The 12,731-nt window shown below is 56.1% G+C and carries 10 protein-coding genes; 7 read left to right on the top strand and 3 right to left on the bottom strand.

The window, feature by feature from the left end; all coding sequences use genetic code 11:
- Positions 1-139 precede the first annotated feature (139 nt).
- The 5 genes from HNQ92_RS21225 (at position 140) to HNQ92_RS21205 (ending at position 5,305) form a co-directional block, all read left to right on the top strand.
- Positions 140-1,891 (top strand): helix-turn-helix domain-containing protein, encoded by a 1,752-nt coding sequence (locus HNQ92_RS21225; RefSeq protein WP_184177045.1) that lies wholly within the window; start codon positions 140-142, stop codon positions 1,889-1,891.
- Positions 1,892-2,138: 247 nt separating this feature from the next.
- Positions 2,139-2,759, top strand: a complete 621-nt coding sequence (locus HNQ92_RS21220) for a hypothetical protein (RefSeq protein ID WP_184177043.1) — start codon at positions 2,139-2,141, stop codon at positions 2,757-2,759.
- A gap of 160 nt (positions 2,760-2,919) precedes the next feature.
- Positions 2,920-3,690 (top strand): hypothetical protein, encoded by a 771-nt coding sequence (locus HNQ92_RS21215; RefSeq protein WP_184177041.1) that lies wholly within the window; start codon positions 2,920-2,922, stop codon positions 3,688-3,690.
- Between the two features lie 45 nt (positions 3,691-3,735).
- A complete protein-coding gene (locus HNQ92_RS21210) occupies positions 3,736-4,221 on the top strand; it encodes a YybH family protein (RefSeq protein ID WP_184177039.1) in 486 nt (161 codons plus the stop codon).
- A 313-nt stretch (positions 4,222-4,534) separates the two neighbouring features.
- The gene (locus HNQ92_RS21205) at positions 4,535-5,305 is read left to right on the top strand and encodes a GntR family transcriptional regulator (protein ID WP_184177037.1); all 771 of its coding nucleotides are present in this window, start codon (positions 4,535-4,537) and stop codon (positions 5,303-5,305) included.
- A gap of 60 nt (positions 5,306-5,365) precedes the next feature.
- On the opposite strand, the gene HNQ92_RS21200 is transcribed toward HNQ92_RS21205, so the two are convergent.
- Positions 5,366-6,073 (bottom strand): SGNH/GDSL hydrolase family protein, encoded by a 708-nt coding sequence (locus tag HNQ92_RS21200; protein ID WP_184177035.1) that lies wholly within the window; start codon positions 6,071-6,073, stop codon positions 5,366-5,368.
- Between the two features lie 172 nt (positions 6,074-6,245).
- Here HNQ92_RS21200 and HNQ92_RS21195 point away from each other — a divergent pair, with 172 nt between their 5' ends.
- Together HNQ92_RS21195 and HNQ92_RS21190 are read left to right on the top strand one after the other, a co-directional pair.
- Positions 6,246-6,464 (top strand): hypothetical protein, encoded by a 219-nt coding sequence (locus HNQ92_RS21195; protein ID WP_184177033.1) that lies wholly within the window; start codon positions 6,246-6,248, stop codon positions 6,462-6,464.
- Positions 6,465-6,478: 14 nt separating this feature from the next.
- Positions 6,479-6,892: a putative toxin-antitoxin system toxin component, PIN family gene (locus HNQ92_RS21190; protein ID WP_184177031.1), complete on the top strand. Its 414-nt coding sequence runs from the start codon at positions 6,479-6,481 to the stop codon at positions 6,890-6,892.
- A 32-nt stretch (positions 6,893-6,924) separates the two neighbouring features.
- Here HNQ92_RS21190 and HNQ92_RS21185 read toward each other — a convergent pair whose 3' ends face one another.
- Together HNQ92_RS21185 and HNQ92_RS21180 are read right to left on the bottom strand one after the other, a co-directional pair.
- The gene (locus tag HNQ92_RS21185; protein WP_184177029.1) at positions 6,925-9,738 is read right to left on the bottom strand and encodes a glycosyl hydrolase; all 2,814 of its coding nucleotides are present in this window, start codon (positions 9,736-9,738) and stop codon (positions 6,925-6,927) included.
- The gene (locus tag HNQ92_RS21180) at positions 9,735-12,692 is read right to left on the bottom strand and encodes a glycosyl hydrolase (RefSeq protein WP_184177027.1); all 2,958 of its coding nucleotides are present in this window, start codon (positions 12,690-12,692) and stop codon (positions 9,735-9,737) included. The genes HNQ92_RS21185 and HNQ92_RS21180 overlap by 4 nt, the downstream gene beginning before the upstream one ends.
- Positions 12,693-12,731: the final 39 nt, after the last annotated feature.

Here is a 12,731-nt window from a genome sequence, read left to right as displayed (position 1 = left end):
AGTGGCGGCGTAGCTTTAGAGGTACCTGGAACGAGCTCGCTAACTTCCCCTAAATCACGGGGCTATCCATCCATTTGATCCCGATATTTTTTATATTGCCCCGGCGCTGCACCCGAGCGCCTCCTACTGCCCCTACCCTATGACACACATGCCCAGGGGAGTCATCGATAAACTAGATGCTCTGCTCGAGGAAGATCTTGAAAATTTAATGTTGCCGCTGGAGCAAATCTGCCAGCGAGTGGGCCTGAGTCGCTCGCAGTTGCACCGCATCCTCAAAGAAAAAACGCAGCTCTCCCTGACGCTATACCTTCGGCAAAAAAAACTGGAAAAAGCCAAATCCCTGCTCACCAATACGGACGACTTACGCGTTTCGGAAGTGGCCTACCTGGTGGGGATCAACAGTCCGCAAAATTTCAGCAAGTACTTCACCGATGCCTTTGGGCTGAACCCTACCGAGTACCGCAAAGAGGTACTTAGCCGCCAAGAAACACCCCGGCCCGCCCCAACCCCGCAGGTATCCATCGCCGTGCTGCCTTTTGTCAACATGAGCAACGATGAGGAGCAGGAGTACTTTACCGACGGCGTAACCGAGGAAATCATCAACGTGCTTAGCCACGTTCCAAACCTAAAAGTAGCCGGGCGTACTTCTTCCTTTACTTTTAAGGGGAAGAATCAGGATATTAGGCTCATTGGTGAGCAGCTGAATGTGGATCATATTCTGGAAGGAAGCGTGCGGAAGTCCGATCAAAAGCTGCGCATTACGGCGCAGTTGATCAACGTAAAGGATGGGTACCATCTGTGGTCCGAACGATACGACCGAACGCTGAAGGATATTTTTGATATTCAGGATGAACTGGCCCTGGCCATTTTGAAAGAAATCAAAATTCAGCTGCTGGGCGAAGACAAGGAGACGGTACTGAAACGATATACCAACAACCACAGCGCGTACCAGCTGTACTTGCACGGGCGCTACTACCACAACAAATTTGACGGTGCCGACGCCTTTACCAAGGCCATTGGGTACTACCAGGCGGCCATTGACGTAGAGCCCACCTACGCCATCGCGTACGCTGGCATGGCTTCCTGCTACCTGTATATGTGGTTTTATCGCCACCTGCCGTCCGAGCAGTCCCTGCCGTCGATGAAGCTAGCCACCGAGCGGGCACTCCAGCTGGACGACGGCATCGCCGAGAGCTACCTGGCGACGGCCCGGATGCAGCTACTGTACGCCTGGGATTTCGAGCGGGCGGCGGCCTCGTTCAGAAAAGCTCTTGAATTTAGCTGGAATATCGGTGAGGTCTACGGACAATACGCTTTGTACTGGAGTATCCGGGAAAACCACGCCAAAGCGGAAGAGATGGCGGCCTTGTCTCTTTTGGAAGAGCCGTTCTCGCTAATCAACAATTACTACGCGGGCTACGTATACTGGGCGGCCGGTCATTTTGAACAAGCCATAGCCCAGGGCCAGCGGCTTATGGCCCTCGAGCCTGCCTTCTGGGGTGGGCACAGCATCGTGGGGCTAAACTTAATTACGTTAAAAAGATACGCCGAGGCCGCCCTCGCGCTCCAAACGGCGCTCGACCTCAATTACACGGGGCTTACGCTGAGTGCCTGCGGGGTGTTGTACGGGCTGTCGGGCGAGGACGCCAAGGCGCGCGGGATCATCGGGCAGTTGGAAGCGCTCCACCAGCAACAGCCCGTGGCCCACTACGACATAGGCATCGTTCATGCAGCCGCGGGTGATCTCACTACCGCCTGCGTGTATTTTGAGGCGGCCATCGAAAACCACGAACCACCCATGCTGTTTTTTAAGTCCATCGTGCGCGACTGGCTCGTAGGTTTCGAGGCCGATGAACGCTACAAAAAGCTCATCGCCCGCATCTTCCGCTAAGTCTTCTTTCTTTACCAACGAGTATTTAAATTCTTCAATTAAAGCATCTTATGTTTTAATGCTTGCTTGCGTGCAACAATAAACTACCGCTGCGCAACAATACGCCATTCCTTTGACCATATAGGCCAATTCCTGCAACAAGCGGCCCTCTACTTTTGATGTATCGTTTCGGATGTGAGATCAACCCCGGTTGAAATCCTCCTGGAAACGACCGGTTATGATTTTTCACCCCTAACGCATCAAAACTATGAAAACGCTCAAAAATTCCGGAATGGCCCTGATGGTAGCCTTAGTAGCCTCCGCCTCTGTATTGGCGCAAAACGAAACGAACCAGCCCTTGGAAAACCAAGCGGTCACCAGCGCCCCGATAAGCCACTACCAGCAACCGGTGGCCCAGCGCATCACGGGCCCCGATTCGTACGCCGACCTGCGCCGCAAGAAATTCGGACAGGGCACCAACTACCTCAACGTACATAAGCTGCCCGCTACTGCGCTCCTGAGCGCGATGCAAAAGCCCAAAGCAAACGAGCTCACAACCCACGGAAACCCACCGGCCGGTACCTTTGATTTCAGCATGTACCGGATTCAGCAATCCATGAGAATACAGCTGATGGTGGAGAAAAAAGCGGGCGAAAAGGTAGTTGTAAGGCTGCTGAACCAGCACGGCGACATACTGCACGAAGAACTGATAGGCCGCCTCACCCAGCGTTACGCCCGCAGCTTCGATTTCTCACAACTACAGGACGGCCAGTATTCGGTGCAGGTAAAAAACGGCAAAGAAGTGAAGCAAAAAGCCATCAACCTCAACACTACCCCGGCCGAAGCGACGCCCGCCCGCTCATTGCCTTTAACTAAATGCCAGGGATGACACCCGGCTTCCGGATACCAGGAGCCTAGCTACCAGGCATCCGGAAGCCCGCGGGGTGGCGCTCTTAAAGTACCTGGTGTTTCATCCCAACCACGTTCCGCCATTTCTTCTTCACCCGTACTTTATTTCCTTTTTTTTCATCAAACCCCAACTACTTCGTATGAAAACAATCATGAAGCCCGGCCTCGCGCTGTGGATGACCCTTTGCTCTTTTGGCTCTTTGGTCTACGGCCAGGCAGCCCCCACGTCACAGTTGCTCTACATTCACGAAGATCCGGTGTACCCCGGCATGGTAGACGCCTACGAAAACGTTTCGAAGGAGCTGCTGACCCAGCTTAAAAAGCACAAAATTGAGGATAACTACACGGTCATTCAAAGTGAAGATTTCAAGTACTTTACCATCGTACCCATTGAAAACATGGCCTCCCTCGACCGCGACCCGCTGGAACCCCTGGTAGAAAAAATGGGTAAAGAAGCCTTTCAGGAGCTATTTACGGCTTTTAATAAATGCTACCCCAGCCACCGCGATTACCTGCTGGTACGCAGCCAATCGCTCTCCTACATGCCCGAAGGGGTGGCCTTTATGCCGCAGGAAAAGCCCTACCGCAAGTACAGCTATTTTTACTATGCCCCCCACGAGCAGGACGCCGTAAGAGCGGTGGTTGAAAAAATTAAAAAGCTGTACGTAGAGAAAAGTTCGAAGCTATACTACAACATTTACATCAGCCGGTTCGGGGCGGGCGAGAACTACTTCCTGGTGGAAGAAGCCGCCAAGGACGCCCAGGAGTTCGTCCAGCTCCAAAGCCAGAATAATACCTTGCTGGCCGCGCAGTGGCCAGCCCTCTGGGCCGAGCTTACGAAAAAAATCATTCGCGTGGAAGAGAAAACGGCGCACCTCCGCTCCGACCTGTCTTATACGTATTCCAACTAACCCACGGGTCGCCTGGAGCGACCTTACCCCAACTACCCCCTAATCATGAGAAAGTCAATCCTACTCAGTACCCTGGCCGCCGCCCTACTTTTGGCTTCCTGTGAGCCCAAGGCCAAGCCAGAAACTCCCCCCCAAACCACCGCGCAACAGACAGCCCAGATCCTGACGGACATCGAGGACGTAGAAACCCAGTGGGCCGCCGCCCTGAACGCCAAAGATATTGACGCCCTCATGGCCCTGTACGCCGATGATGCCGTAAGCATGCCCGACGGCGCTCCCGCCCTGACGGGCAAAGCGGCCATCCGGGCCGCACAGGAGCAGGAATTTGCCGAAACCCAGGCGTACTCCCACGTGTATTTTGAAACCAAGGATGTTTTTTCGGAAGGAAATACGGTCACGGAGGTAGGTACTTCCACGTTTACCGACGCGGCGGGCACGGTGGTCCTGACGGGAAAGTACATGGTGGTATTTGAAAAACAAAGCGACAAGTACCTCTGCATCAGGGAAATTTATAACAAAGACAAAAACTAGGTACAGGTACCTACGGCCCCGGCTCACCGGATGATTTAAATACAAAGGAAACCCAAACTGCCAAGTACTTTCCAGCGGTAGCCGGGCCTTTTCGCCAAGTACCTCCACCTTTTTTCACCCCTGGCGAAACGACCTCCGCCGGGGGTACTTTGGTTTTCGCGGGTTTGACCAGACTACCTTCTGCGCACCAAAATGCGGTAGCTTGTGTATGTTTCGGCGCATTTTTTTACTTTTACACAATTCGTAGTCAGCCCGTTTCGGCGGCCGGGTGCGAATGGCTATCTTTCGTACTAAAACCGCTAATCCAGACCGAATGACCAAGACGACACCGAAGTTCATCTCCATTAGTGAGAATATCATCGAAAGGATCAAGTCCGGCGAATTGCAGCCCGGCGATCAAATCCCTTCTGAAAACGAGCTCATTAAGAACTTCAAGGTGAGTAACACCACGGCCCGGAAAAGCCTGCTTGACATCGAGTCTAAGGGCTGGGCGCGGCGCATCAAGGGCAAGGGTACTTTCGTGCTCAACCGCACCAGCGACCACCATCTCATTCGGACGCTCGGCTCCATCTACGCCACGCGGCGCGGCTTCCACGAAAGCCTCATTGCCGAAGGCTTCAAGCCCAAAAATCTGGTGTTGGAAAAGACCATTTTGCAGGATGGTATCTCGTCCGAGATTGGCGGCAAGCATTTTATCATCGACGGGCCGGTGCTGAAGATTCACCAGCTCCGCTACGCCGACGACGAGATCATCAAGGACGAGATCAAGTACATTTCGCTCACGCTCTGCCCGCGGATCAATAAAATGCCCACTGAGATTTCGTATTTTAAAGTATACGAAAGTACCTACCACCTCAAGATCGACGAGGTGAAGCAGACCCTGAGCGTGGAGATCATGCCGCCGCACGCCTCGGAAAACAACTTTGAGCTCACCGAAGCCACGGCCATGTTTATTCTGGACAGCGCGGTGGTGTGCCAGGGCCACGAGGTGGTGGAGGTGGAGCGCTCTTACTACCGCGGCGACAAATACAAGTTTGCGATCATCGCCAATCCCGACTACAACGACAGCACCACCGAAGGGTAGTTCAGGGGGTACTTTCCAAGGTACTTTCGCCCGAGGGAGGTACTTACGGAGGTACTTTCGTCAAGGCCCCACCAACCATTTCAGTAGTTCCTCCGCGATGATGGCGTGCCCGGCTTCGTTGGGATGATTCACGTGCGACATGTACGCTTTCAGCTTTCCGGCGCGGGCCACTTCTCGAAACCGCTCGTACGGATCGGCCAGGCCCGTGTGGTACTTAGCGGCCAGCGCCCGGGTCTGCTGTACGTGCGGCTCCAGCGCATTGGCGGGGTCGAGGAGGTCGAGGCGCTGGTCGGGCGAGGGCGTCAGCAGCACTACTTTCACCTGTTGGTCCAGCGCTTGTTTGACCATACTCTCCCAGGCGGCACTGGCTTTGTCCAACCCGGCGAAGCGGTCATTGAGGGCGTAATCGATAAACAGGACGTCGGGCCGGTGGCTCAGTACCTGCTCGGCAAAGCGCGCTTCGCCTTTAACGGCATTTTCGCCCCCAATGGCCGTCACGATCACGTTGATAACCGCATAGGGGTACTTTTCCTTGAGCTTTTTCAGCACCAAATTCGGGTACGACTCCAGCGTATGTACCTCGTGGTCGTGCCAGTACCCAGCCGGTACCGAGTGCCCGTGAAACACCAGGTTGATGGTCCGGTTTTTGGGCCAGACGGTCGTGAGCTCTTTTTTCACCTCGGCCAGGTACTTAGCGGGCTCGGCCACCTGGGCCCCGGCAGGTACCATCAGGCCCAGCGTGAGGAGCAGGATCAGGGGAAGTTTCATGGTTGATGTAGGGAAATAGTTTGCAACGTCACCGGCCCCAGCAGCCCCGATTTCTTCAGGGGTACTTCGCCCCAGGGCGTCAGCGATAGTAGCCCTGATGGTAGATAGGTACGACAAATCATTTTGACAGAATTAATCGTTAACTTTGATAAAAACAAAAATGCAATTACCCATGGAAATACTCACCATCGAGATCAAAGACCCAAAAGCTAAAAAGCTTATTGACGACTTAATTGATCTGGGAATCATTTCCCTTAAAGCCAATCCGCCCACCTGGCGCGACTTGTGGGACAAAATGGATAGCCAACTACCCCATTCCGAGCCCGAAATCACGGAGGAGGAAATCATGGCAGAAATAAAGGCTTACCGGCGCGAAAAACAAAATCAATAACTAGTAGATACTGCATGAAAATTGTAGTTGATACCAACGATTTTATCAGTGCCTTGATTGGTAAAAAACACCGGGACAAACTAAAACTGGTGTTAGATCATCCTGATATTGAACTATTTGCCGATCAAACACTACTTACAGAACTAAGCGAAGTAGCCTACCGGGAGAAATTCAGAAAGTACGTCACACCAACGGACATTGCCATTTTTCTGGATGTACTCAAAGCACGTATGACCATCATTGTTCCAACGACTGTGGTCACGGATAGTCCCGATCCAAACGACAACTATTTATTATCTCTAGCCATCGATGCCCAGGCTCAATACTTGATCACCGGCAACAAAAACGACCTATTAGCCCTCAGCCCTTACAGAGGTATCCAAATCCTGAGATTGCAGGCATTTATAGATCTGCTCTTCCCTTCATAGATACATCCCTTTTCTAATACCGAGCATCAACCCTATTCAGCCCGCGGCGAAAACGTTTTAACCCCCTGCAACGTCACCGGCCCCAGCAGTCCCGATTTCTTCAGGGGTACTTCGCCCCAGGGCGTCAGGTTTTTGTTGGCTTTCACGATGTTGGTTTTGGTGAATTGCGTGCCGGTGAGGGCGTCGCCGGTGAGGCGGTTCGACTCCGTATTGGCCACCTCCACCCGAAGCTGGTTGGTGCCCTCCCGAAGCAGCGCCGTGACGTCGAAGCGGTGCGGCGGCGCCCAGGAGGTACCTACCCGCTGGCCGTTTAGCCACAGCGTAGCGACCTCGGCTACGTCGCCCAGATCCAGGTAGGTACGTTGGCCCGGCGGGGTACTTTTCCCGTCAAACGTTTTCTGGTAGGTACCTGTGCCCGCAAAGTACTTGATGTCCGGCGCGTCGAAGTCGGTCCAGGATTGCAGCGTCGTGGCGGCCACGGAGTCAGCCGGGAAGCGCAGGCTCCAGGTACCTTCCAGCGGTTGTACGGTGGGGGTACTTTCCAGGCTTTCTTCCTGGTTTCCTTTTTTAAGTGTAACTACCCCTTTTTCCAAAAACTGAACCCCCTCCGGCGTATAGCGCAGCAACGGCGGATGCGCACCCGCGCCCCCAACGGCCGTGTAGTGCGCGGGTACTTTTTGTTTACTAAACACCACGAAGTACGCCTCAAAGGGAGCCAACGTCAGGGGTACCTGGATGTGTTTTTCGCGTTGGTCAAAAATAGAAACAGGTACCACCTGGCCCGACGTGGGGTCCCAGAGCTCAGGTACTTTACCGACCTGCCGGAAGCCTACCTCCCGCGACACCCAGGCGTCGGTCGTGTTGCGGACGAGGTAGAAATCGGCCTCGTGGGTGGCGTAGTGAATGTAGTCCAAAGTACCCTTGTCGGCATCCTGGTAACTAAAATCAGGCGGTACACTCAGCGAAGCCCGGATGTCATCGCCCGCCACGATGCCCCCTTTGGCCTGCAAGGCTTTGATTTTGGCGGCAGCCTGCGGGTTGGCGCGGTGGCCTTTGCCCAGGCTAAGTACCTGGTAGCGCCCCACGCCCGGCAGTACCCATTCGCCATTTTCGACGGTAAGGTCACGAAGCAGGATTTCCGTATTGACAATCTCGTAATCGTAGCCGTCGCCTACCTTGAAGCGCGTGTTTTTGGGCGGCACCAGGTTCGGGATGTCGTCGCCGTAGTAGTATAGCACGTCGGCCTGAAACTGCGCCTGCTGCAAAAGGTACGAAATACGCGCCAGGTAGTCGTTGAAGGGCTTCACCTGCGGCCACCACACGCGGCGGTCGTTGTAGTGGGTGCCCGCAAAGTAGGCAATCCCCGGAAAGCCCATCTCCCTGGGGTTGTGAGTGAAGCCGTGGATCACGAGGCGGTTCATGCCTTCGCAAAAGGCGCGGTCGGCAAAAACCTTCAGGTCGGCGGGGGCTTCCTGCCAGTCCCAGTAGCTGGTAAAAGCTTCCTCCTCCACAATCCCCCGCTTATAAATGTGCGAGGCGGCGGCGATTTCCTTCACGAGCCACACCATATCCACGCTGTCTTTGTCGTAGTAGGGGCGTTTGTACCAAAACTCACCCCGGGGTACATCCAGGGAGCCCAGCGCCTTCAGCGTCTCGACCGGGATGTGGTGCATGTGGCCCGGCCCGCCCGACTCCGAGATGATCTGCAAGCCGTGCTGGTTGCAGATTTCCTTGGCTTTGCGGTAATGATTCTGAATCATCAGCTCGGAGTAGGTTTTGGCAAAATCGTAGTTAAAGCGCTCGGTGGTGGGGGTGCTGAACACTTCCTGATCGTACACGGCCGGAAGGTACTTGTAGATGTCGTAGCCGTGCAGCTCCCGGAACTTGGCGGGCAGGGTGGGCGTCCAGGCAAAGTCCTTGGCCTCGTAGCTGGCCAGGTAGAGGTACTTCAGGGCGCTTGTTTTAAAATCCCCCACGAGCGGCTGGAGCCGGTCCAGGAAGTACGTGACATGCATGCGCGTAGCCGACGAATCGAAGTGGTCCAGGATGGGCCCGGCCGACCGCGGCGACGGGCGCAGCAATTGCTCGCCCGAGTTGGAGCACACGTAGCGGTAAATATCCCAAGTCCCCGCCGGAGCTTGCCACGAAAGCGTTTCGGTTTTAGGATTAAAGTAGTTTGAGATATTTTGAATGCCACTGGTATCGGCCAGGTTTCGGGCACCGGCCGGTACGGCGATCACGGCCACTTCTTCGTAGTAAGCAGGCTTGCCGTCAGGCCCGTATACAATGGCCCGCGGACGCCCCTGGCGGTCGGGCGGGATGGTCGGGAACGGCAGCGACAAGGTACCTTGGACAGTCGGCGTCAGGGTCGTTTTGGAGAAGTACAGCGTTTTGGCGGCGTGCTTAGGCTCCACCCAGCTACCTCCGGCGTTCCAGCTACTAGCCAGGTTGAAACCCACCTCCAGATCCAGCTTTTTGGCCTCCCGGAGCGCAAACGCAATGGCCCGCAGCGACGAGTCGCTCATGAAGGCGGGCCCGGCCGGAATGAGCTGATTGGGGTCGCTGGCGGGCGGCAGGCCAATCTCGAACAGATCCACGCCCCCCAGCCCGGCCTCCTTGATGGCATGCAGCTCTTCGCGGAGCCGCAGGGTGTCGGTGTAGCCATTGAGCCACCACCAGTATACCTTGGCGCGAGCCGTGCCCGTGGGGTTCAGGAAACCTTTCTTCAGCTCCGCCAACGAAGCCTTTTTCTCGGTCGACGTACGACTGCACGAGGCGACTACCAGTCCGGCCAGGGCCAGTACATACGCGCAGGAAAAGATCTTTTTTTTCAGGAATAAACTCATTGGACTGGCTGAATGGTTTGTAGCGTCACGGGCCCCAACAGCCCCGACCGGATAAGGGGCGTTTCGGTCCAGAGCAGCTCCCGGGAGCCCCGCTCTTTGACGTTGGTGTTGGTGTACTTTTGGGTACTTGTAAGGTCGCCGATGATGCGGTTGGCCCAGGTGTTGATCACCTCCACGCGCAGGCTATTCTCGCCGGGGCGCAGGTACGGCGTGAGGTCGAAGCGGTGCGGGCGGGTCCAGCTGATACCGAGCGGCTGGTCATTGAGCCACACTTCGGCTACTTTTTCTACCTCGCCCAGGTCCAGGTACACGCGCTCATTTTTAGCCGGAGGTACCGGGTAGCTGAACGTCTGGCGGTAGGTAGCTGCGCCCGAGTAGTGGCGAATGCGCTCGTCGGCGGAGGTAGTCCAGGAGATCAGTTTAGGGAAATCGGTCGTTTCGGGCCCACCCCAGGCTGGATCAAACGACACCTGCCAGGTACCTTCCAGCAGCTGCGCGCGCGGGGTACTTTGTACGCTCCTGGCTTGTCCGTTTTGGTATAGGGCAAAAGTACCTTGCTCCAGAAACTCCACCCCGGCGGGCGTATAGCGCAGCCGTGGTGGATGCGGCTGGCCCGCCACCGCGCTGTAAGGTACCTTCGGCTGGGCCTCGTTGGTAAACACCACAAAGTACGAGCCGTAGGGCGGCAGCGTAAGGGGTACCTGCGTGTGGGTACCTTGCGTCTGAAAAATCGGGATCGTCAGGATCTGGCCCGTCACGGGGTCCCAGAGCTGAGGTACCTTGCCCACCTGCCGAAACGAGCACAGCCGCGACACCCAGTCCGGCCGCGTATTACGGACAAAGTAAAAGTCCAATGCTCCGCTACGGTGGTGAATGTAGTCCAGCACGGGCTGACTGTGGCGCTGGTAGTCCAGGCGCTCCGACTGCTTGTCGGGGTAGTCGAAGTCGGGGGTACTTCCCAGCGCGGCCAGGATCTGCGGCACGGGCGCGCTGAAGATTTTTCCCTGCTTTATTTGCTCTTTGGTAAAAGTACCTCCCGGCTGCCAGAGCGCATCGGCCAGCGCCTGGCTGGTACCTGGCAGGGCCGTGGGCTTGGCACCGGTTATGATGGCCCCGGCCCGCGCCAGTTCTTCGAGCTTTTTCAGGAGTGCGGGATTTTTTCCCGTGATTTCCCCCAGCGCCAGTACCTTAAACTGCGCTCCGTAGGGCAGCGTCAGTAGGCCGTCCTTCACGCGAAGGTCCCGCAGCAGGATCTCGGTGTTGATCAGTTCGTAGTCGTAGCCCGCGCCCGCCGTGAAGCGGGTATTTTTGGGCGTACCAAAATTAGGTACCTGCTCGCCGTAGTAGTAGAGTACGTCGGCTACGAAGTCGGTTTCCTGAAGTACGTACGACACCCGCGCCAGGTAGTCGTTGAAGGGCTTGACTTTGGGCCACCAGGTGGTTTTGTCGTTGTAGTGGGTACCCGCGTAGTACACAATCCCCGGCGAGCCCATCCCCGGCGGATTGTGCGTAAAACCGTGGATGACGGGCCGGTTCATGCCTTCGCAAAAGGCGCGGTCGCCGATGGGCTTCATGTCGCCGGGGCCTTCCCACCAGTTCTGAAAACTCGTGAAGGCCTCCAGCTCGGTGATCTTGCGCTGGTAGGTATGCGAGGCCGCCGCAATTTCTTTTACCAACATTAACAAATCAATGCTATCGGGGGTGTTGTCGTAACGTGCATGGTTGATCCAAAACTCTCCCCGGGGTACATCCAGCGCGCCCAGGGCTTTGATGGCCTCCACGGGTACGTTGTGCAGCGGCGGCCCCGGTCCGCCCGACTCCGAAATCAGATTGAGCCCGTAGCTATTGGCAATTTCTTTGCCTTTTCGGTAATGATTATTGATCATGAGCTCCGAAATGGTGAGGTCAAAGTCGCGCTTGAACTGGGCCGCCACCGCCGGTTCAAAAGCGGTTTGGTCAAAAAGGTACGGCAGGAATTTATGTACGTCGTAGCCGTTGATTTTCCGGAACTCCGCCTCCAGCGTGGGCGTCCAGATGGTACCTGTGGCCTCGAAGCTCGCCAGGTAGAAGTTTTTCAGGGCGGTTTTGCGGAAATCGCCCAGCCGGGGCTGGAGGCGGTTGATGAAGTGCATGAAGTGCGCCCGCGTGGCGGAAGAATCGAAATGGTCGATGATGGGCCCCACCGAGTTGGGACTGGGTAGTTTGAGCTGCTCGCCCGAGCTGGAGCACACGTACCGCTGAATCTCCCACGCGCCCGCGGGTACTTGCCAGCGGAGTTCGTCGCGCGTGGCGTCGAGGTACCTGGATACGTCGATGATCCGGGTGGTGTCCAGAAAAGTACCCCCGCCTACCGGCACGGCCAGCACGGCAATCTCCTGCCGGTACACGGGCTTGCCGTCCGCGGCCCATTCCACCAGCCTGGCTTTGCCTTTGTCATCCACTTTAGGTACCTCGGGAAAAGGTACCTGGATCGTGGCATTGCTTCCGCCTTTCACGCGGGTTTTGGCTACGTACAAAGACTTGGACGAATGCTCCGCGCTGATCCAGCTTCCGCCCGCGTTCCAGCTACTGGCCAGGTTCAGCCCTACCTCCAGGCCCAGCCGCGTGGCTTCGTTGATGGCCAGTACGATATGGTTCAGCGACGAGTCGCCCATAAAAGCCGGACCGGCCGGTACCACGCCGTCGGGCCGGAAGCCGATCTCGAAAATATCTACCCCGCCCAGCCCGGCTTCCTTGATGGCCCGCAGCTCTTCGACGATCCGGGTGGAGTCGGTAAAGCCATTGAGCCACCACCAATACACCTTGGCGCGGGCCGTTCCCGTGGGGTTTTGGAAGCCCTCCTGGAGCGTTTTCAGGCTGTGGGTACCGTCGGTAGGAGCCGTTTGGGTACAGGAGGCCAGCCAACCTCCCAGCAGCAGCGCGCTCAGACCTATTTTAGCAAAAGGTACTTTCATGAGTTTCAGGGTTTAGGAAAAAGGTACTTGGGTTTCAAG

Source organism: Rhabdobacter roseus (genome assembly GCF_014202275.1).
Classification (GTDB): Bacteria; Bacteroidota; Bacteroidia; order Cytophagales; family Spirosomataceae; genus Rhabdobacter; species Rhabdobacter roseus.
This window is presented reverse-complemented; position numbering and strand designations above follow the sequence as displayed.

Coding starts and splice junctions, on each gene's coding strand:
- HNQ92_RS21195 (WP_184177033.1), top strand. CDS start 6,246: ATGGAAATACTCACCATCGAGATCAAAGACCCAAAAGCTAAAAAGCTT.
- HNQ92_RS21215 (WP_184177041.1), top strand. CDS start 2,920: ATGAAAACAATCATGAAGCCCGGCCTCGCGCTGTGGATGACCCTTTGC.
- HNQ92_RS21210 (WP_184177039.1), top strand. CDS start 3,736: ATGAGAAAGTCAATCCTACTCAGTACCCTGGCCGCCGCCCTACTTTTG.
- HNQ92_RS21185 (WP_184177029.1), bottom strand. CDS start 9,738: ATGAGTTTATTCCTGAAAAAAAAGATCTTTTCCTGCGCGTATGTACTG.
- HNQ92_RS21225 (WP_184177045.1), top strand. CDS start 140: ATGACACACATGCCCAGGGGAGTCATCGATAAACTAGATGCTCTGCTC.
- HNQ92_RS21180 (WP_184177027.1), bottom strand. CDS start 12,692: ATGAAAGTACCTTTTGCTAAAATAGGTCTGAGCGCGCTGCTGCTGGGA.
- HNQ92_RS21205 (WP_184177037.1), top strand. CDS start 4,535: ATGACCAAGACGACACCGAAGTTCATCTCCATTAGTGAGAATATCATC.
- HNQ92_RS21220 (WP_184177043.1), top strand. CDS start 2,139: ATGAAAACGCTCAAAAATTCCGGAATGGCCCTGATGGTAGCCTTAGTA.
- HNQ92_RS21190 (WP_184177031.1), top strand. CDS start 6,479: ATGAAAATTGTAGTTGATACCAACGATTTTATCAGTGCCTTGATTGGT.
- HNQ92_RS21200 (WP_184177035.1), bottom strand. CDS start 6,073: ATGAAACTTCCCCTGATCCTGCTCCTCACGCTGGGCCTGATGGTACCT.